This window comes from Yersinia intermedia, assembly GCF_900635455.1.
Taxonomy (GTDB): Bacteria; Pseudomonadota; Gammaproteobacteria; order Enterobacterales; family Enterobacteriaceae; genus Yersinia; species Yersinia intermedia.
In genome coordinates this window covers 2,180,886-2,202,344 of record NZ_LR134116.1, presented here as the reverse complement: position 1 = coordinate 2,202,344, position 21,459 = coordinate 2,180,886, and the positions used below count along the sequence as shown (strand labels likewise).

The window sequence follows — 21,459 nt, the reverse complement described above, 5'->3', positions numbered from 1 at the left end:
CTAAAAATCAAGGTGTTACAAAGTAATTTATTATGCTTTATCCGGCATGGCAGCCGATTTAACCTGCTGAAATTTCACCATTTTAAGACTGTGACCCATGACTCAAAAATGGTCAACTTCTGAGGAATAAAGCACAAAATGTTGGCGTGAGTTAACCGTTTTTTAAAGTTGCCGCTTTAGTACGAATAGCGCGGATCATCGCTTCCAGACCTTGTGAACGCGAAGGGGTCAGGTGCTGACTGAGGGCTAAATCGGCAAAAAATGGCCGAACATCCAACTCAATGATCTGCTGTGGAGCTAAACCGTGATAAAGGATAAACACCACCGCGACCAAACCTTTAACGATAGCCGCATCACTGTCACCAGCAAAAACCACTTGCCCCTCATCTGAGGCTGTCATGGCAATCCACACCTGGCTTTGGCAACCGGAAATCAGATTCTCCGGCTGGCGTTGTTGCTCTGTCAGTGGGGCTAGCTGCCCCCCTAACTCGATCACATACAGATATTTTTCTTCCCAATTCAGACAACGGGAAAAGTTACGAATCAATTTTTCTTTATCTGGCAAACCAGCCATAGCATGCTTCCTGATACCTTTTATACTTGATGTCGTGGGCAGTTAGCCGCGCCTACCTACCCGCAAAATCACGTGATTACGCATGGGATTAAGGAGCCTCACCTTTGAGGCTCACCTTGTGGCTAGCATAAATACCGTTCAAATCGATCCCGACCGATTGGTCATTCGCTTGCTGCAACATCAATGACATTGGTAATCGTTGAATTTTAGATACAGCGCTTATTAATAACACTCAACCCAGTAATGTTTCAATGCGCTGTAGCCCTGCCACCAAGCGATCTACTTCCTCATGGGTATTATAAAGTGCCAATGAGGCACGACACATACTAGGAACGTGGTAGAACGACATCAATGGCATAGCACAGTGATGGCCGGTACGAATAGCGATACCGTATTGATCGAGGAAACTGCCAACATCATACGCGTGGTGCTCCCCTAAATTAAACGCAATAACCCCGGCACGGGCTTGCGGGCCATAAAGTGTCAGGCTGTTTACCTGACCCAGTTGATCCAAGGCATACTGCATCAGCGACTGCTCATAGTGCTGGATCTGCGCAAACCCAAGATCAGTAACATAATGGATTGCCGCACCCAGCCCCATAATGCCTGCGGTGTTCGGCGAACCGGCCTCGAAACGCCACGGCGCATCGGCAAAAGTGGTGCCTTGCGTTAGGCTCACGGTTTTGATCATCGAACCGCCCCCTTCCCATGGTGGCATTTGCTGCAACAGTTGACTCTTGCCGTATAAGATACCAATGCCCGATGGCCCGTAAAGCTTATGGCCGGAGAAGGCATAAAAATCACAATCCAATGCCTGCACATCTATCGATTGATGCATGATAGCCTGCGCACCATCCACCAGCACCACCAACCCAGCCGCTTTAGCCTGAGCAACAATCTGCTGTATGGGATTCACGGTCCCCAAGACATTGGAAACCTGAGTAATCGCCAGCAACCGGGTGGTGTCATCAATCAAGCCCGCCAATGCGGCCAGCTCAAGCTCCCCTGTTGCCGTCAGCGGCCAGATACGAATCTCAACACCCAAGTCAGTTGCTAACATCTGCCACGGCACAATATTGGCGTGATGCTCCATCTCGGTGATGATGATGCTGTCACCGGCGCTCAGGAAATGACGGCCATAACTGTTAGCCACCAGATTGATGGCCTCGGTGGTCCCTTTAACGAAAACAATCTCTTCGGCAGAAGCTGCATTGATAAAATCAGCAACCTGACTGCGCACCGCCTCCATCTGTTGGGTCGCTTCGCTACTTAGGGTATGAATCCCACGATGAACTGCGGCATAACCCTCACGATAAAAATTAAGCTCCCTGTCGATGACCACTTGTGGCTTTTGTGCGCTGGCGGCACTGTCCAGATAGGCCAGCGGCTGGCCGTTAACCTGGCGGCTCAGCAATGGAAAGTCAGCTCTAACCTGTTCGATAGGGAAACTCATAGCGATTCTCCGGCCAAACGTTCAGCAATCCGCGCCAGCACCACTTTGCGAATGGCGTCGCTGTGAATGGCTTCAGTTAATTCGGCAGCAAAGGCAAAAATAATCATCTGTTGCGCATCAGCCTGATTAATCCCGCGCGATTGCAGATAAAAAAGCTGTTCCGCATCAATGCGACCGACCGTCGCGCCATGGCTGCACTTCACATCATCGGCATAAATTTCCAACTGCGGTTTGGTATCAACCTCCGCCAATTTACTCAATAACAAGTTATTGTTGGTCATCTGTCCGTCAGTTTTCAACGCATGTTTAGCCACTTTAATCATGCCGTTAAAGATAGCTTTGCCGCGCTCACGCACGATGGTTTTATGTAACTGGCGGCTTTCGCAATAGCCTTTGTTGTGCTCCAGATAACTGCGAGTGTCACAGATTTCGCGCCCTATCGGTAACAGCAAGCTGTTAATGGACAACGTAGCACCTTCGCCATTCAATTGGGCGCTGGTATTATGACGAGTCAGCCCCGCGCCCAGCAGGAAGCTATAACTACGCGCCCGCGAATCACGGCTTAACAGCAGGTCATTGTGGGCAAAGTGGTAGCTCTGAGGGGCTTCAAATGCCAGTTTACAGTGATGCAGTTCAGCATTATCACCTACTGCAATGGTGAGCCGTGCGCCAGTAAAGTGAGGCTGTTGATTCAGACTGACGAAATGTTCGATCACTTCAGCCTGTGCATTAGCTTCAATCACCAGATGGTGGCGGTAGTGACTGGTATTCACAACGTCAGAATCATTGCCTGAGCTGATATGCAGCAGATAAAGCGGCTTCTCACTGTGTTTCCCCACCGGCAATCGGATATGCAGACTTTCCTGCGCCAGGCTTTCCGTCAGATGCAAAAACACCTCAGACTGGATCGCCGGAGGAAACTGCGTATTCCCACTCAGATTGGTCAGTTGGTAAGGGCCACACTCAATATCACTGAGTTCAGGTGCATATCGGCCATCAATAAAAACTAAACGATGAGCATCTTGCACCAACGACAGTTCATCGCGTTGGCTAGCCGTTACCTGCGCAGGGCTGGCGAAACTGAAACGATGGGCCAGCAAACGCTCCAGCGGCGTGTATTTCCAGTCTTCATGTTTAAAGCTCGGGAAACCCAACTGCAACACCTGTTGCCAGTGTGCACTGGCCTGTGTTGAATGACCACTCTGGCGCAGATTAAACAGTTGACCGAAGTGCTTGAGAGCATCAGCACGTTGTTTCTGTTGCAGATGCTGCTGTTCCAGCATTTTACTGTTGGTCGGTAAGCCAGCCATAGCCTTGCTCCTCCAACTGTTTCACCAAGGTGAAATCACCTGACTTAATGATCCGCCCCTGATACAGCACATGCACAAAGTCGGGTTTTACATAATCAAGGATACGCTGATAGTGAGTCACAATAATGAATGCACGGTTTTCATTGCGCAGCGAGTTAACCCCGTTAGCAACAATTTTTAGCGCATCAATATCCAGCCCAGAGTCAGTTTCATCCAGAATACATAAAGAGGGTTCCAGTGCCGCCATTTGCAGAATATCGTTACGTTTCTTTTCGCCGCCAGAAAAACCCACATTTACCGAACGGGTCAATAAGTCAGCAGGCATTTTCAGTAACTCAATCTTTTCTTCAATAAAATCAGCAAAATCAAAACGATCTAATGGCTCCTGCTGGCGATATTTACGCACCGCATTGACCGCAGTTTGCAAGAAGAAATGGTTACTGACTCCGGGGATTTCCACGGGGTACTGAAATGCCAAAAATATGCCTTCACCCGCGCGATTTTCTGGGTCTAACGCCAGCAGGTTTTTCCCCTTGAAGGTCACACTGCCCTCAGTCACTTCATACTCTTCACGCCCTGCCAATGCCGCGGATAATGTACTTTTCCCTGAGCCGTTTGGCCCCATAATGGCGTGTACTTCACCGGGTTTGATCTCCAGATCCAAACCTTTGAGGATCTCATTACCTTCAACACTGACTTTTAAATTCTTAATGCTTAACATAGGGTTCCTTGGTGCGCCAGAGCGCAAAACTCTGCGAATGCGTGTTTCAACTCACACTTAACCGACACTGTGTTCCAGGCTAATAGCCAACAGTTTTTGTGCTTCGACGGCAAACTCCAGTGGCAACTCGGAGAACACATCTTTACAGAATCCGTTGACAATCATTGAGATGGCATCGTCTTCACTGATGCCACGCTGCAAGCAATAGAACAGTTGGTCATCGCCAATTTTTGATGTTGTCGCTTCGTGTTCCAATTGGGCTGAGTTATTGCGCACCTCCACATACGGGAAGGTATGCGCACCGGAGTCCGGCCCAATCAACATCGAATCACATTGCGTGAAGTTACGCGCGTTATCCGCACCGGGCAGAATCTTCACCAGACCACGGTAGGTGTTCTGGCTGTGTCCGGCAGAGATCCCTTTGGCAATAATTGTTGATTTGGTATTTTTGCCAATATGAATCATCTTGGTGCCGGTATCGGCTTGCTGGTGGCCGTTGGTTAGCGCCACCGAAAAGAACTCACCGATTGAGTTATCGCCCTGCAAAATCACACTCGGGTATTTCCAGGTAATGGCGGAGCCAGTCTCAGATTGGGTCCACGACATTTTTGAACCCGCCCCTTCACACAAAGCACGTTTGGTCACAAAGTTAAGGATCCCGCCGGTGCTATCGGCACCTGCAAACCAGTTCTGCACCGTTGAATATTTCACTTCCGCATTTTTGTGCAAAATGACTTCAACGACCGCAGCGTGTAACTGGTAGCTGTCTCGCACTGGCGCTGAGCACCCTTCGATATAACTGACATAGCTGTCTTCGTCAGCAATCAAGATAGTGCGCTCAAACTGCCCTGTTTTAGCCGCATTAATCCGAAAGTAAGTAGATAACTCCATCGGGCAGCGCACGCCTTTAGGCACATAAACAAAAGTGCCATCAGAAGCCACTGCCGCATTTAGCGCGGCAAAAAAGTTATCTTTAGCCGGCACCACCGATCCCAGATATTTCCGTACCAGATCTGGATATTCCTGAATAGCTTCGCTAAATGAGCAGAAAATAATCCCTTGTTCGGCGAGTTTCCCACGGTAGGTGGTTGCAACAGAAACTGAGTCGAAAATAGCGTCTACCGCTACCTCAACCCCCTCGCGCACCGGAACCCCTAGCTGGGCAAACGCAGACTCCACCTCTGCGGTGAGGTACTCATTCATCGCCTGTTCAGACAAATCACGTGGTGCTGCACTGTCTGCCGATGATTGCTGCACTGCCCCTGGTTGCGAATCACAACTGTCGTCACAACTGCCACAGGATGGCGCGGAGTAATAACTGTAATCCTGATAATCCAGACTTTTATAATTGGCTTTCAGCCAATGTGGCTCTTCCATTTCGAGCCAACTGCGATAAGCACCAAGACGAAACTCCAGCATCCATTCAGGTTCATTTCGTTTCGCTGAAATAGCGCGAATGACGTCTTCGTTGAGACCTTTGGCTAACTGATCAGTCGCAAGCTGGGTAAAAAAACCCTCTTTGTAACGATTCTCACTGACCCAAGCTTGCACATCATCTGGAACCTCTACATTGCTTCGTGTCATTTCGTTTACATCGCTCAAACGCCAAAACTCTCGCCACACCCGCAGGAATGCTGAGCTTTAGGATTATTAAATTTAAAAATCTGGTTTAGCCCTTCGCGGACATAATCCACCTCGGTGCCATCGATAAACGGCATCGCTTTTAATGGTACGTAGAGTTTGGCACTACCTTGTTCGAAAACCAGAGCGTCGCTGGCTGGCTCTTTAGCCATATCCATCACATAAGCAAACCCGGCACAACCGGATTGTTTCACCCCAAGCTGCAACCCTTTAATTTGCGGATCTTGCTGCATGAGCCGTGTAATTTGCGCGGCCGCGCTATCTGTTATCGTAACGCCTTGCCAGACATTCTCGTCGAGTGAAAATGTCCCGACTGATTCCTGTTGCATATGCCCTACCTTCTATTTCGCAATCACCCATTGGGTTGATCGTTTTCAGGTTAACAATTTGCTGGCTGATTATTGAAGAACCAACACAGATTATTCACAATGGTAGTGATAATAATTATCACTTCAACCGTTTGTTTTGCAGGGATATTAAGAAAAGTGCCGTTTGAACCTCGAATGAGGCGGCAACGAATAAGCATGCTGCGATGGCCTGAAGAGGTCTGAGGGAAAATGTGCACTTTTATCGCCATGAAATAAATGAATAAATTCCCCGACGATGCTCGAATCCCTTGCTATCTCAGAGGCTAATCGCAGTCAGTCTCTGAGTATTTAAAACATTCATAAAAAATACCTATTTCTCTGTTAACTTTAGCTGAAAACCCTCACAGGGGAAACCTATCATAGAGATTCGCCACATTTATTGGCTAAATGAAACAGTCTAAAGGGGATGGGGGATCACTGTGAGCGATTGAAGCCACTCAGGATCATTAAATGACCCTGAGTAGACTAATCACGAATCTTTAGCGGGAGTTATCGGGACAATACGGCGACGGTTAAACGTGAGGTACAACACAGATTATTTTCTTCATCAAAAATCTCAATCTGCCAAACTTGATGGCTGCGGCCAATATGAATGGCCCGACAGCAACCCCGCACTTTCCCGGAACGTACAGCTTTCAGGTGGTTAGCATTGACCTCCAACCCTACCACCTGTTGCCCTTCGGTGGTGCACAGATACCCAGCCATCGAACCGAGCGACTCCGCCAGCACCACAGAAGCCCCACCATGAAGCAAACCGAAAGGTTGAGTTGTCCGATGGTCTACCGGCATCGTGGCTTCTATTTCATCATCCGAGAGCCGGGTAAGCTCAATGCCCAAATGCCCGACCATGCAGTCTTGGCATTGCTGATTTAACTGTTCCAGCGTTGCGGTACGTTTCCAAAGCATCTTGTTCCCTTCCGTTCTTGAAATTACAGCGGTGTTAGCGGCGCTGGTTATTCGGCCCATCCTTGGGCTTTAGGCCGCTATAAGTAGCATGAGGTTAATAGCATAGTTAGGCAGCCAGGTTAAACCAGCTCAAGCAAAGCTTGTAACGGATGTCTCAGTCCACCGCCTTCAATACGCTTAACCTGACTACGACAAGAGTAACCTGTGGCTAAACAACGTTTACTCGGTAACTTTTGTAACGCCTGCTGCCAGGATAACGCATAGATACCCAGCGAGTTATCGACGTTCTTCGCTTCATGACCATAAGTCCCGGCCATGCCACAACACCCGACACTGACGTTTTCCAGTTTGGCGCCATAACGGGAGAATATCGCTGCCCAGTGCTGGCTGCTGGCAGGTAGCGCGGTAGTTTCGGTACAATGCCCAAACAGATACCAGGATTCGCCACTCATCTGCTGCTCTGGCTGTTCAGCCAGTGCCACCTGTAGCCATTCGTGCACCAATTGCACCGTAAAATCACCACGAGCATCACCAAGAATCTCTTTATATTCATCGCGATAGCAAAGCACCAATGCTGGATCAACCCCAACCATCGGCATCCCCAGCAACGAAATACGGTTAAGAAAATCGGCCGTCTTACGCGCCGTTTTAGCAAAACGTTGCAGGAAACCTTTAATGTGTTGCGCCTTGCCATTAGGTGAGAATGGCAACAGCACTGGATTGAAGCCCAGTTTTTCGACCAAGCGAACAAAATCGGCCACAACCTGAGCATCGTAATAACTGGTAAAGGGATCCTGTACGATCAACACATGTTGACGGCGTTCTGATTCAGGCAATTTCTCCAACTGTTCCAAGGTCATCGTGCTGGCATAATGACCCGATAACGACTGCTTCAACGTAGGGCTGGAAAGCATCGGTAAATCCACCATCCCAATACTTTTCCGGCTTAGCTCCCTGACCCACGGCTGTTTGAGGAAGAAGTTAAACACTTTCGGTGTTTTAGCCATTAACGGCGCATAACTCTCTACCCCAGCCACCACATAGTCACGCAGTGGGCGATGATAACGGGTGTGATACAACTGAAGGAAGCGGGAACGGAAGCCCGGTACATCAATTTTTATCGGGCATTGCGTAGAGCAAGCTTTACATGCCAGGCAACCTGACATCGCCTCTTTGACTTCATGTGAGAAATCGTAATCCCCCTGGCGAGCAGCCCAGGTATTACGGGTCTTCTCAATCAAGCCACGCAGACTGGGGCGCTTGGTCGCCAGCCCTTTTTCCAACGCAACAGGGTCAACCCCTTGCTCGGATAACAGCCGTAACCATTCGCGTACCAGCGTTGCCCGACCTTTGGGTGAATGAATGCGATCACCGGTAATCTTCATTGATGGGCACATAGGACTACGTGCATCAAAGTTAAAGCACAAGCCATTACCATTACATTCCATCGCACCACGAAATGACGTTCTGACCTCCAGCGGAATACGCCGGTCCAGGGTGCCGCGTTTATCGGCTGTATCCACTTTCATCATTGGTGCATCACTGCCCAACGGTGAGCATATTTTCCCCGGATTTAAGCGATTATCCGGGTCGAAAACTGATTTAATGCGCCGTAACTCGTGGTAAAGCACCTCACCAAAGAAGTCAGGGCTATATTCTGCCCGGAAGCCCTTACCGTGCTCGCCCCATAGCAAGCCGCCATAGCGCGCCGTCAGTTGCACCACTTGGTCAGATATCTGTTTCATCAGCATTTCTTGCTGTGGATCGCACATATCCAGCGCCGGGCGCACATGTAATACCCCGGCATCTACATGACCAAACATGCCGTAGCTCAGATTATGGCTATCAAGCAGTTGGCGGAACTCGACAATATAATCAGCCAAATGTTGTGGTGGCACGCAGGTATCTTCGGCAAATGGAATCGGTTTAGCTTGGCCTTTACTGTTACCTAACAAACCAACCGCTTTTTTGCGCATACCGTAGATACGCTCGATACCAGCTAATTCACTGCAAATCTGATAACCAATAACGCCGCCTTGCTGAGCAGACATCAAGTCATCCAAGCGCTGGCAAAGTGCTTCCATTTGGCTATCGATCAACGCCTTATCATCACCGGCAAACTCAACGATATTCAACCCCAACATCTCTTTATCAGGGATATCAGTAATCAGTTCTTTAACCGAGTGCCAGACAATATCTTCTTTGGCCAAATTGAGAACTTTGGAGTCCACGGTTTCCACTGACAGCGCTTTGGCTTCCACCATAAACGGGGCATTACGCAGGGCGGAGTCAAACGAGTCATACTTCACATTCACCAAACGGCGAACTTTAGGCAGCGGCGTTATATCCAATGTGGCTTCAGTGATAAATGCCAACGTGCCCTCTGCACCGGTTAAAATTCGGGTCAGGTCAAAGGTTTGCAGGTCATCGCTAAACACATGGCGCAAGTCATATCCCGTAAGGAAACGGTTTAACTTAGGGAATTTTTCCACAATCAGCGCGCGCTGTTCACGGCAGTGATGCAGCACAGTATGGTAAATACGGCCGGTTACAGAGTCTTCCTGCGCAATCGTTTCCGCCAGTGCCGTCGGCATGGCGCGGGTATCGAGCAGGGTTCCGTCCAGCAATATGGCACGTAACCCCAACACATGGTCGGACGTTTTGCCATACACTAGCGACCCCTGCCCAGAGGCATCGGTATTGATCATGCCACCCAATGTGGCGCGGTTACTGGTCGATAACTCTGGCGCAAAAAAGTAGCCGAATGGCCGCAAATATTGGTTGAGTTGGTCTTTAATGACCCCCGCTTCAACCCGCACCCAACCCTGTTCGGGATTAATCTCCAAAATACGGTTCATGTAGCGCGACATATCCACCACAATGCCGCTGTTAAGAGCCTGACCATTGGTACCGGTTCCGCCGCCGCGTGGCGTAAAGACCAGAGAGTTAAAATTCTCCAGACCAGCCAGACGGCCAATCAAGGCAACATCCGCAGTCGAACGCGGAAAAACCACGGCGTCGGGTAGCAGTTGGTAGATACTGTTGTCCGTCGCCATAGTCAGGCGATCGGCATAACCAGTGGCGGTATCGCCGGTGAATCCGTTTTGCTTCAAAGCATCCAAAAAATCCAGCACCAACTGAATGACACCCGGTGCCTGAGAAATCTGTGGGATCATTAGTGTGACCCTATCTAATAGGTATGTTTGGGGTTCCGCCAAGAGATTATCTGCTAGCAATCACCTTTGTCGAATAATTTATGCCAATTCAGAATGATGAGAAAGTGATGCGTATCTGCCGAGGATAAATGCGGCAATAAATCATTAAGTATCAAAATTATATATTGTACAAATAATAGCCGCATCAGCCCGAAAGAACATTGTTTCAGCGCTTTGGTTGCAGTTGGCGTTTTATTGTGTCCAAGCTAATGCTTTTTTTTTAATAAATCACAGCAGTAAAATCCGGTGTTGTCTGTTAAAACATTAAGAAATACACCATGATTACTACAGATACTTGATTAGTCCGAAAGCTAATGAGTGCCGAGAAAACAGTGCGATGGCCACCTTGCCATGACTTTCGATGTGAGAACCCACTGATGAATTACCCACAACAGCGCCGTTTCGATTTACCTAAACTGATGTTTGGGGTGATATTCATTATGATAATGATTATCGCCAGTTTTTGGGTGGTACAACCTTTTATTATGGGTTTTGCCTGGGCTGGCATGGTCGTTATTGCAACCTGGCCCTTGCTGATTAGGTTGCAAAAGCTCCTTTGGGGTAAGCGCTGGCTGGCCGTTATTGTCATGACTCTGTTGTTGATATTGCTGTTTGTCATTCCGATAGCATTGCTGGTCAGCAGCTTAGTGGAAAACAGCGGCCCGCTTATCCAGTGGGCATCCAGCCCGTCTAATTTGCGCATGCCAGATGTAACCTGGTTGCAATCGATTCCGATGGTGGGGAACAAACTCTACAGTAGTTGGCATACTTTGGTTGCTGGTGGTGGCAATGCGATGATCGCCAAAGTTCAACCCTACATTGGTGCGGCGGCGACCTGGCTGGTAGCTCAAGCCGCCCACGTCGGTTACTTTTTGATTCATCTGGCGCTAATGGTGCTATTCAGTGTTTTACTCTATTTCCATGGTGAGCAAGTCGGCTTAGGTATCCGCCATTTCGCGGTGCGCGCTGCCGACAAACGTGGCGATGGCGTCGTGGTGCTGGCCGCTAAAGCTATCCGTGCCGTTGCGTTAGGCGTAGTGGTTACCGCGCTGGTACAGGCCGTGCTGGGGGGTATTGGTCTGGCGATTGCCGGCATTCAATACGCCACACTGTTTACTGTCTTAATGTTTATCTGCTGCGTAGCTCAGCTTGGGCCACTGTTGATACTGGTCCCGGCGATTATCTGGTTGTATTGGACGGGGGATACCACCTGGGGCACCGCACTGCTAATTTGGAGCTGTATCGTTGGCACCATGGACAACGTTTTGCGCCCCTACCTTATCCGAATGGAAGCTGATATGCCGATGATTCTCATCCTGTCCGGGGTGATTGGTGGCTTGTTGTCATTCGGCATGATTGGCTTGTTTATTGGGCCGGTGGTGTTAGCTATTTCCTATCGTCTGACCTCAGCTTGGGTCAACGAAGCACCGGAACCTGAAGAGAGTATTCAAGAAGTTGCCAAACATTTAGAAGAGCTTTAAGCCTGAATGGGGTTTGGTGGTTATGCTGCCGAACCCCTATTATTTAGCGATATTCGCTATTAACAATAAAGAACAACCCTGTTTAATTCCTCTATCTCTATTCTCAACCTGTATTTCATTAGTTATTAAATAGAATGATTATTAATAACAGAATGAAATCAATTCCATAAAATCATTAATTTAATCTATTATAATCAGAGGATTCTTAATGACTAAGCCACGGAATTTACTTAATATTATCTATTAGAAAGTGCTTTCTCCAAGGCATTTAAATAACTCATTTTCAAGTGAGTTATTTAAATATCTGTAATCGAAATACGTATTGCTGTGTGTAGTCTTTGCCTGTCATCTAAGACGGGCTTTTTTTTACTCATTATTGCAAAAAAATCCGCAACCTACGCTGCGGATAATTAAATGTTCCTTTATCGGTATAACCCGATACCGATCAATGCTTGGTATGTTGCGCCAAACTGACCCAGGTTTGTACCACGGTGTCCGGGTTAAGGGACAAACTGTCGATCCCCTGCTCCATCAGCCATAATGCAAAATCCTCATGGTCTGACGGGCCCTGACCACAAATACCCACATACTTGCCTTGGCGTTTTGCGGCCGTAATGGCCATCGATAGCAGCGCCTTAACGGCTTCATTGCGCTCATCGAACAGTTCAGAAACCACACCGGAGTCGCGATCCAGCCCCAATGTTAACTGAGTCATATCATTGGAACCGATAGAGAAACCATCAAAATGCTCAAGGAATTGATCCGCCAGCAACGCATTGGAGGGGATTTCGCACATCATAATAAGTTTCAGGCCATTCTCACCGCGTTTCAGCCCTTGCCTTGCCAGTTCAGCCACCACCGCCTCTGCCTGAGCCACCGTGCGCACGAAAGGCACCATAACCTCAACGTTAGTCAGCCCCATCACATTACGCACCCGCTTAACCGCCTCACACTCCAGTGCGAAACAATCACGGAAGCTGTCTGCGACATAACGACCCGCGCCACGGAAGCCTAACATCGGGTTCTCTTCATGGGGTTCATAAGCCTCTCCGCCAACCAGATTAGCGTACTCGTTGGATTTAAAATCAGACAAACGCACAATCACACGTTTTGGCCAGAAAGCCGCCCCTAAGGTAGAAATCCCTTCGGTCAAACGGCCGACGTAAAACTCAACCGGATCGTCATAACCCTTCATCAGCGCTTTGATTTCCGCCTGTATTGCCGGCTCCTGGCTATCGAACTCCAGCAATGCTTTAGGATGCACGCCAATCATGCGGTTGATGATAAATTCCAAGCGCGCCAAGCCAACGCCTTCATTCGGTAAGCGAGCAAAATCGAAGGCTCGGTCTGGATTGCCAACATTCATCATTATTTTTAACGGCAAATCTGGCAATTCAGTAACCTGTGAACTCTGAATTGAGAAATCGAGCAATTCTTGATAGACATAGCCCGTATCCCCTTCAGCGCAGGAGACCGTTACATTCTGCCCTTCTTTCAGAATATCAGTGGCATTACCGCAACCCACAACTGCCGGGATCCCCAGCTCACGAGCGATGATTGCCGCATGGCAGGTGCGCCCGCCACGGTTAGTCACAATCGCCGACGCTTTTTTCATGATCGGTTCCCAATCAGGGTCAGTCATGTCGGTTACCAGTACATCACCCGCCTGAATGCGATCCATCTCGCTAATATCATTAATGACTTTAACCGGCCCCGCACCAATACGATGACCAATGGCGCGCCCCTCCACCAACACCTCACTTTGGGCATTGAGCAGATAACGTTCCATGACTTGCTGATTGGAACGCACCGTTTCCGGGCGAGCTTGCACGATGAACAGCTTACCGGTATGACCATCTTTGGCCCACTCAATGTCCATCGGGCGACCATAATGTTTTTCGATTGATAATGCCTGATGCGCCAGCGCTTGCACTTCGTCATCACTAAGAGCGAAACGATTGCGTTGCTCTTCTGGCACATCTTCAATCTGCACCTGTTTGCCATGTTCCTGGCTTTCAGCATAGATCATGCGAATTTTCTTCGACCCCATGGTGCGGCGCACAATCGCGGGTTTGCCATTACGCAATGTTGGTTTATGGACATAAAACTCATCCGGGTTCACCGCCCCTTGCACCACCATCTCTCCTAAACCATAGGCTGCGGTGATAAATACCACCTGATCGAAACCTGACTCGGTATCAATGGTAAACATCACGCCCGCAGACGCGAGATCAGAACGCACCATCCGTTGTACACCGGCAGACAGCGCCACGCCACGGTGGTCATACCCCTGGTGTACACGATAGGAAATAGCGCGATCATTGAACAGTGAGGCAAAGACATGTTTGATGGCAACCATCACCGCATCAATCCCCTGCACATTCAGGAAGGTTTCCTGCTGACCGGCAAAGGAGGCATCTGGCATATCTTCAGCGGTGGCCGATGAACGCACGGCAAAAGAAGCCTCTGGCTCACCTTCCGCTAATTGTTCGTAGGCTTCATGAATAGCCTGTTCAAACTCCGGATGGAACGGCGTCTCAACCACCCATTGACGAATCTGCGCACCCGCTTTGGCTAATGCCGCAATATCATCAACGTTGGTCTGATCCAACAACTGATAAATGCGTTGGTTAACACCGCTTTGCTCCAGAAATTCGTTAAATGCTTGAGCGGTGGTAGCAAAACCATTAGGTACCGAAACACCCAGATCTGAAAGGTTAGTTATCATTTCACCCAGGGAGGCATTTTTGCCGCCAACCCGCTCAACATCATTCATGCCAAGCTGGTTGTACCAAAGCACATTGCACAGATTTAGGCCATTGTTGGACATCGAAACAATCCTTTTTTACATTGTCTATTAGTTATGGACGGTCATTAGGGTACAGATGGACGTGTACGGCTGACGAATCAGCCATTTCAGACTAGCACAATGATCCATAGCCCATGGACAGGTGAATCGATCAACCCAACAAGAAAAGTTATTTTCAGGCGATTCTGACAGCAAACGCTTTACCGATAAGCCGAATCAGGCACACTGATTGCGTTAAACTTGTCATAAGACGCTTATTTAGCAGTACAACGAATCCGGCCGCAAAATACTCAGGAGTCAGCGTGGAAAGAAGTGTGTTTTATATTTCGGATGGTACCGCCATCACCGCAGAAGTGCTCGGTCATGCGGTTCTGTCACAGTTCCCAGTTAAAGCCACCACCTTTACGTTGCCATTTGTCGAAAGTGCAGCGCGCGCGCAAGAGGTTTGCCAGAAGATTAATCAGATATATCAAGAAACTGGCGTTAGACCGCTGGTTTTCTATTCAATAATCAGCGCCGAAGTACGTGAACTCATTCAGCACAGCGAGGGATTTTGTCAGGATATTGTGCAAGCACTGGTCGCCCCTCTACAGAGTGAACTGGGGGTCGACCCCCAACCGGTGCTCAACCGAACTCACGGTCTCACTGCCAGCAATTTGGGTAAATACGATGCGCGAATCGCGGCTATCGACTATGCCCTGGCCCATGATGACGGTATTTCGCTACGTAATCTGGACCAAGCACAGGTGATTCTATTGGGGGTTTCCCGTTGTGGTAAAACCCCAACCAGCCTCTATTTAGCCATGCAGTTTGGTATTCGTGCTGCAAACTACCCGTTTATCGCCGATGATATGGACAATTTGCAACTTCCTGCCGCGCTGAAGCCTTTTCAGCAAAAGCTGTTTGGTTTGACGATTAACCCTGAGCGGCTGGCGGCAATCCGCGAAGAACGGCGTGAAAATAGCCGTTATGCCTCGTTACGCCAATGCCGAATGGAGGTGGGTGAAGTGGAAGCATTATTCCGCAAAAATCAGATTCGTTATCTGAACTCCACTAACTACTCCGTTGAGGAAATCTCCACCAAAATCCTGGATATTTTAGGCATGAGTCGCCGCATGTTTTGATGGAATATTTGCTTGGGATATTATTTACAGTTTATTTCATCATAAATTGTATGAATGAAGGCCATGGCGGTTGAATTCATTTAGTTTTGGTTTATTGTGATCGCCATCACTTCCCGGTATTCCTGCCGCAGAGAAGAACAGATTTAGAGAATTTCCATGCATAAAACAGATGAACTGCGGACCGCGCGCATCGATAGCTTAATCACGCCACAACAACTGGCGGAAAAGTTGCCGATATCCGAGGGGATAGCAGATAACGTGACAGCGTCACGTAAGCGAATTGAAAAAATACTCACCGGTGAAGACTCACGCCTGCTGGTGGTGGTTGGCCCTTGCTCGATTCACGATCTTGATGCCGCCATTGACTACGCCACGCGGCTGAATGTATTGCGTGAGCGCTATCAGGATCGTTTGGAAATTGTCATGCGCACCTATTTCGAGAAACCGCGCACCGTAGTGGGCTGGAAAGGGCTGATTTCTGACCCTGCGTTGGATGGCTCATGTCAGGTCAATCTTGGGATCGAGATGGCGCGCAAACTGTTACTGGCAGTTAATGAGTTAGGTCTACCTACTGCCACCGAATTCCTTGATATGGTGACGGGCCAGTACATTGCTGATCTGATCAGTTGGGGGGCTATTGGCGCACGTACCACGGAAAGCCAGATTCATCGAGAAATGGCATCGGCCCTCTCCTGCCCGGTTGGTTTCAAAAATGGCACCGACGGCAATACCCGCATTGCAATTGATGCTATCCGTGCCGCACAGGCCAGTCATATGTTTTTATCGCCAGATAAAAACGGCCAGATGACTATTTACCAAACCAGTGGCAACCCGCATGGGCACATTATTATGCGTGGAGGCAAAAAACCTAATTATGGCGCATCAGATATTGCCGCTGCCTGTGACAGCCTGCGTGAGTTCGATTTACCTGAACATCTGGTGGTTGATTTCAGCCATGGTAATTGTCAGAAAATGCACCGCCGCCAATTGGAAGTTGCCGCTGATATCGGGCAGCAAATTCGTGCCGGATCTACCGCGATTGTAGGTGTGATGGCTGAAAGCTTCCTGATTGAAGGCACGCAGAAAATTGTTGCAGGCCAAGCCTTGACCTACGGGCAGTCCATCACCGATCCGTGCCTAAACTGGGCGGATACTGAGCAATTATTGAGCTTGCTGGCGGATGCGGTCAGTAGTCGGTTTTGATTAACACACAGTGATAGAATGGGTTAACCGCTATAGCGAGTCTGTTCTATCACTGGATTAAATGGTCTACGCCCCCTCATTCCGCTCAAGCCCCCTTTTTACAAATCAATTCTAAACTATCTATCCAAAATATTAATTACTAAGCAAAATAAAGGAATTAACATAAAAAGTAATAGAGATTGTTATTGAAACCATTCACCCATGGAGATGATAATCATTATCACTTAAATATGTACTCTAAAGAACACTTCTTATGCACAAAGCCATCTATCCTATTCAAACAGTAAACTGCGCACCAGAGCAAAACTCTGCTGTTTTGCAATTATCCTGTATCAACAGCGGACAACTGCTTGGCCAACATGATGTAGTGATGATCAATCACCAAGGGCAGCTCTATTATTTGCGCCAAACCAAAGCAGGTAAACTGATACTGACCAAGTGATTTGGGTCGTTAGCGCCTATTTTGAAAGAATTTCCACTACGCCAGCCACCTTATATTGAATACTCAGGCAGCCAGCAACTTATTGATTATGTTTAATAACATATGGAGAGTTGCTTATGCTTCGTTTTTTTCGTTTGTCTTTATGCAGTGTGGCGATAACCGTAGCGCTATCCCCACTGGCAACAGCTCACTCAGCATCTACGAGTAAGAATCACACCCTGGTGGTTACTGGAACTCAAGCGGTGACGGACAGTTTTAGCACCCCTGGCACAGTTACCGTCATTGATGCCAGATTGCCACAAAAACAAACCGCCACCACCGCCGCAGAAATGCTGCAAAACGTACCGGGTGTGAGTGTGGGCGGTGTTGGGCGCACCAACGGGCAAAATATAAATCTCAGGGGGTATGATCAGTATGGCGTTATGGTGCTGGTCGATGGTATTCGTCAGGGCATTAATGGTGCCAATATCAATGGTACCTTCCTTGAGCCGGCCCTGATAAAGCAAATCAGCGTCATTCGTAGCCCATCAACATCAAGGTTTGGCAGTGGCGCCATGGGCGGGGTGATTGCTTACCAAACTGTTGATGCGGCCGACTTGCTGGCAGATGGCCAAAATCTTGGCTTCCGAGTTAGCGGCTATGGGGCCACGGGTTATCATAGTATCGGCTCCGGGATGTCCGTTTTTGGCCGCACAGAGCATCTTGACGGCATTATCGCGCTAAGCAAACGTAAGGTCGGCAATACTTACCACGGCAACGGTAATGAAGCGCCGAATGATGAAACGATTAACAGCCTGATGTTTAAAGGCACCGCCGCTCTTTCTGGCAGCCAGTCGTTAACCACCGCCCTGCGTTATTACAATAACCAAGCGCTAGAACCGCGCATGGCTAATCTTAGTGCGCCTGACTTAAGATTTAATAAAAATCCAATGATGAATCGTTCCACCCTTCAACGTGATGCTGAATTAACCTACCGCCTGCAACCACAACACCTTGACTGGCTGGATGCCACCACCCGACTCTATCATTCCGAAATCAGTATTAGTGATAACGTCAATCGTGAGGGCTATGGCCGCCGAAAACAGATCACCCGAGGTTTAAAGCTGGAAAATAACAGCATGCTATTTACCCACAGCCCCGCAGCAAATGTATTCACTTATGGCATCGAAACCTATCATCAAGAGCAAGTTCCGAGCGGTGTTATTCGTAGTTTCCCCCCCGCTGAAATCAAATTCTCCTCCGGTTGGTTACAAGACGAAGTTACACTGCGTGATTTACCCATTACCTTACTGGTAGGCAGCCGCTTCGACAGTTATAAAAACAGCCGCAACGGTTTTGCTGATAGGGAAGCTAAAAATTGGTCAACTCAAGGAGCCGTTACCCTCAAACCCACTGATTGGCTGATGTTGTTTAGTGCCTACAGTCAGGCGTTCCGTACGCCAACGCTGACTGAGCTTTATAATGATTCAATCCATTTTTCTATGGGGCCTTTTGCCAATCGCTGGAGACCCAATCCAAATCTAAAACCCGAAAGTAACGTCACTCGCGAAGCGGGTTTTGGTTTGACATTTGATCAATTATTGTCCAATGATGATTCGGTTGAATTCAAAGCCAGCTACTTCAGTATTGATGCCAAAGACCGTATCACCAGTGAAGTCCACACCGAATTTTTTGGTAAGAATTACTCCGGCTACATCAATATCCCGCGCAGTAAAAGCTGGGGGTGGGATGCAGCGCTGGACTACCAAAATCAATGGTTTGACTGGACGCTGGCCTATAACCGTACCCGTGCTATTAATCTCGACACCCGCCAATTCATTAACAGTATCAATCCAGATACCGTCACCAGCAGGCTTAATGTCCCCATTGCGAGCAGCGGTTTTAACGCCGGTTGGGTATTAACCATGGCTGAAAACACCAAATTTATGAAAAATAATGATGCCAAAACATCGTCACGCCGCCCCTATGCGCCGCAAGCAGGCTATGCGGTTCATGACTTTTACCTAAGCTACCGTGGGCAAGGCTCCTTGAATGGCATCACCACCACCGCAGTATTGGGTAATGCATTCAATAAAGTGCATTACTCACCACAAGCAATCCCACAGGATGGACGTAATGCCAAATTACTGATCAGCTATCAATGGTGATATTTCACCCAAACTGTATATAGCGCCTGATCTGGAAAGCCACCATACTTAACGAACCATATTGAGTGGTTCCAAGGACACCTGCCGTATCCGATAACACGGGTTGCGGCACTATCTTAAAGGAATGAATAAATGGAAATGTCACTGTATCAACGTTACCTGAGCGCAAAGCAGCTCAACCCTCAATTACCCACCTGTGATTTAGCAGAAAGCCTGAATGTCAGCGAAGCAGAGTTGGCATATGCCCGTGTCGGCCATGATATGGAACGCTTAAATATCAGTGCCAGCGTATTGTTGGCAGAATTAGCGCATGTGGGGGTAACAAAGTCGGTCACTGCCAATCAATGCGCGCGACATGAGATAATCGGTGAGTATCAGAATTTGCGTTTACATGGTCACCTTGGCTTGATTCTTAACCCACGCGCCCTGGATTTAAGGCTGTTTTTCCGCCAATGGGATGCCATTTTTAGTCTGTGTGAGACAACACCGCAAGGTGAGCAACATAGTATTCAATGCTTTGATCTTCAGGGTAATCCAATCCATCAAATCTATTGCATCGGTGAGACAGATCTTAATGCCTGGCAAGCATTAGTGACTAAATATCGTGCCACGGATAACACTCCGCTGGTCCTACACCCCAGGGATCAGGAACTCAGCGGTACAGCACCTCTCAATAACGCCCTTATTGATGCTGAGTGGCGCAAAATGAATGATATCCATCAATTCTTTATGCTATTGAAACGCCACAAAATTACCCGTAAACAGGCTTTCCGTGCTGTCGGCGACGATTTGGCGTTTCAGGTTGATAACCAGTCACTGAGTCAAATACTTCGTGCGGCACAAGCTCGTCAGAACGAGATAATGCTATTTGTCGGTAACAGTGGGTGTATACAGATATTCACCGGCGTAATTGAACAATTAATAGTCGAACGGAATACACATGCCGACGAACAACTGTCGATTAATGTGCTTAATCAGCGCTTTAATCTGTATTTAAACAAAGATGCCATTGCAGAGATTTGGGTAACACGCAAACCCACCAAGGACGGTTATATCTCAAGTCTGGAACTCCTCGATAACCAGGGTAAGCATATCTTACAAGTGTTTGGTCAGCGCAATGAAGGTCAATCCGAGCAAAGTCAGTGGATTGAACAACTCGCAGAATTAACGGTTATAGAGTCAACACATGAATAAATGGTTGTTGATATTTACTGTCGTTATCGCGGTAAACTGTCAGGCGAGTCAACGGATTATCACTATCGGTAACGATGTCTCTGAAATCACCTACGCATTAGGCGTAGGTGCCTATATTGTTGCCAGAGATCGCGCCAGTGTTAGCCCTGAAGCGCTAAAAGAATTACCGGATGTGGGTTTTATGCGGCAACTCAATACTGAAGGCATTCTCGCTTTAAAACCGACACTGGTGTTAAGCACCACGCGCGCATCCGCTTCAAGCGCGCTGCGCCAAGTTGAGGCAAGCGGAATCAACGTGGTCTATATCCCAGTGGATACCACGCCAGAAGGGGTGCCCGCTAAAATACAACTGATTGCCGCCACGTTGAATCAAGCACAAAAAGGCCAGCAACTGATACAGCATTATCAGCAACAACTGGCAGAGATCATGTCTACGCCTTTGCCGGTCAAGGTCTTATTTATTATGAGTCATGCTGGGATCCCGCCACTGGCGGCCGGTACGCACACCCCTGCCGATACCTTATTTCGTCGTACTGGACTTAAGAATGCGATACATGAGTTTACAGGCTACCGCCCGCTGTCACAGGAGGGGATTATTGCCAGTGCGCCAGATTTGCTGATTATGACCACTCATGGGGTGATATCACTGGGCGGGGTTGATAACGTCTGGCGCATTCCCGGAATTGCGCTTACCCCAGCGGGTCAGCAACGTCAGGTGTTAATACTGGATGATAGAGCATTATTGAGTTTCGGCCTTCACACGCCAGCGGTAATGAAACAATTGCGTGCTGCGGCGCAACCCGATTGATACGAAAGCGTTTTTGCACGGGTTGTAACCCTCTTTGTGCCCAGAGGAATACGATGGCAGGGA

At 48.4% G+C, this 21,459-nt stretch carries 16 protein-coding genes and 1 other RNA gene; 8 read left to right on the top strand and 9 right to left on the bottom strand.

Annotation, left to right across the window (positions count from 1 at the left end):
* Positions 1-151: 151 nt before the first annotated feature.
* From sufE to ydiJ, 8 genes are all read right to left on the bottom strand, one after another.
* Positions 152-574 (bottom strand): cysteine desulfuration protein SufE, encoded by a 423-nt coding sequence (sufE, locus tag EL015_RS10035; RefSeq protein ID WP_005182777.1) that lies wholly within the window; start codon positions 572-574, stop codon positions 152-154.
* A gap of 232 nt (positions 575-806) precedes the next feature.
* Entirely contained in the window at positions 807-2,027 is a 1,221-nt protein-coding gene (gene sufS / locus EL015_RS10030) for a cysteine desulfurase SufS (RefSeq protein WP_032905770.1), read from the bottom strand.
* Positions 2,024-3,337: a Fe-S cluster assembly protein SufD gene (sufD, locus tag EL015_RS10025; RefSeq protein ID WP_032905772.1), complete on the bottom strand. Its 1,314-nt coding sequence runs from the start codon at positions 3,335-3,337 to the stop codon at positions 2,024-2,026. The genes sufS and sufD overlap by 4 nt, the downstream gene beginning before the upstream one ends.
* On the bottom strand, positions 3,312-4,058 hold the full coding sequence (sufC, locus tag EL015_RS10020; RefSeq protein WP_005182784.1) for a Fe-S cluster assembly ATPase SufC: 747 nt from the start codon (positions 4,056-4,058) through the stop codon (positions 3,312-3,314). The genes sufD and sufC overlap by 26 nt, the downstream gene beginning before the upstream one ends.
* 57 nt (positions 4,059-4,115) lie before the next feature.
* Positions 4,116-5,642: a Fe-S cluster assembly protein SufB gene (gene sufB / locus EL015_RS10015; RefSeq protein ID WP_032905774.1), complete on the bottom strand. Its 1,527-nt coding sequence runs from the start codon at positions 5,640-5,642 to the stop codon at positions 4,116-4,118.
* Positions 5,643-5,656: 14 nt separating this feature from the next.
* A complete protein-coding gene (sufA, locus tag EL015_RS10010) occupies positions 5,657-6,028 on the bottom strand; it encodes a Fe-S cluster assembly scaffold SufA (RefSeq protein WP_032905776.1) in 372 nt (123 codons plus the stop codon).
* A 528-nt stretch (positions 6,029-6,556) separates the two neighbouring features.
* A complete protein-coding gene (locus EL015_RS10000; protein WP_005182792.1) occupies positions 6,557-6,973 on the bottom strand; it encodes a hotdog fold thioesterase in 417 nt (138 codons plus the stop codon).
* A 119-nt stretch (positions 6,974-7,092) separates the two neighbouring features.
* Positions 7,093-10,149 (bottom strand): D-2-hydroxyglutarate dehydrogenase YdiJ, encoded by a 3,057-nt coding sequence (gene ydiJ / locus EL015_RS09995; protein WP_005182794.1) that lies wholly within the window; start codon positions 10,147-10,149, stop codon positions 7,093-7,095.
* Positions 10,150-10,565: 416 nt separating this feature from the next.
* Between ydiJ and ydiK the strand changes: the two genes are divergently transcribed.
* Together ydiK and rprA are read left to right on the top strand one after the other, a co-directional pair.
* Positions 10,566-11,669: an AI-2E family transporter YdiK gene (ydiK, locus tag EL015_RS09990; RefSeq protein ID WP_005182800.1), complete on the top strand. Its 1,104-nt coding sequence runs from the start codon at positions 10,566-10,568 to the stop codon at positions 11,667-11,669.
* Positions 11,670-11,935: 266 nt separating this feature from the next.
* Positions 11,936-12,039: antisense sRNA RprA (gene rprA, locus EL015_RS09985), an RNA gene on the top strand.
* 75 nt (positions 12,040-12,114) lie between these two features.
* Here the strand turns inward: rprA and ppsA are convergent.
* Complete coding sequence (gene ppsA, locus EL015_RS09980; RefSeq protein ID WP_032905778.1) at positions 12,115-14,499, bottom strand: phosphoenolpyruvate synthase; 2,385 nt, start codon at positions 14,497-14,499, stop codon at positions 12,115-12,117.
* 281 nt (positions 14,500-14,780) lie between these two features.
* On the opposite strand from ppsA, the gene ppsR reads away from it, so the two are divergent.
* The 6 genes from ppsR (at position 14,781) to EL015_RS09945 (ending at position 21,396) form a co-directional block, all read left to right on the top strand.
* Positions 14,781-15,602 carry a posphoenolpyruvate synthetase regulatory kinase/phosphorylase PpsR gene (gene ppsR / locus EL015_RS09970; protein ID WP_032905779.1) on the top strand — a complete coding sequence of 274 codons (822 nt, stop codon included), beginning with the start codon at positions 14,781-14,783 and terminating at the stop codon, positions 15,600-15,602.
* Between the two features lie 156 nt (positions 15,603-15,758).
* The gene (locus tag EL015_RS09965; protein WP_005182809.1) at positions 15,759-16,805 is read left to right on the top strand and encodes a 3-deoxy-7-phosphoheptulonate synthase; all 1,047 of its coding nucleotides are present in this window, start codon (positions 15,759-15,761) and stop codon (positions 16,803-16,805) included.
* Between the two features lie 253 nt (positions 16,806-17,058).
* On the top strand, positions 17,059-17,247 hold the full coding sequence (gene hemP / locus EL015_RS09960) for a hemin uptake protein HemP (RefSeq protein WP_005182810.1): 189 nt from the start codon (positions 17,059-17,061) through the stop codon (positions 17,245-17,247).
* Between the two features lie 116 nt (positions 17,248-17,363).
* On the top strand, positions 17,364-19,394 hold the full coding sequence (locus tag EL015_RS09955) for a TonB-dependent hemoglobin/transferrin/lactoferrin family receptor (protein WP_032905781.1): 2,031 nt from the start codon (positions 17,364-17,366) through the stop codon (positions 19,392-19,394).
* 132 nt (positions 19,395-19,526) lie between these two features.
* Complete coding sequence (locus EL015_RS09950; RefSeq protein WP_005182815.1) at positions 19,527-20,588, top strand: hemin-degrading factor; 1,062 nt, start codon at positions 19,527-19,529, stop codon at positions 20,586-20,588.
* Positions 20,581-21,396 (top strand): heme/hemin ABC transporter substrate-binding protein, encoded by an 816-nt coding sequence (locus EL015_RS09945; RefSeq protein ID WP_032905783.1) that lies wholly within the window; start codon positions 20,581-20,583, stop codon positions 21,394-21,396. The genes EL015_RS09950 and EL015_RS09945 overlap by 8 nt, the downstream gene beginning before the upstream one ends.
* The last annotated feature ends 63 nt before the right edge of the window (positions 21,397-21,459 follow it).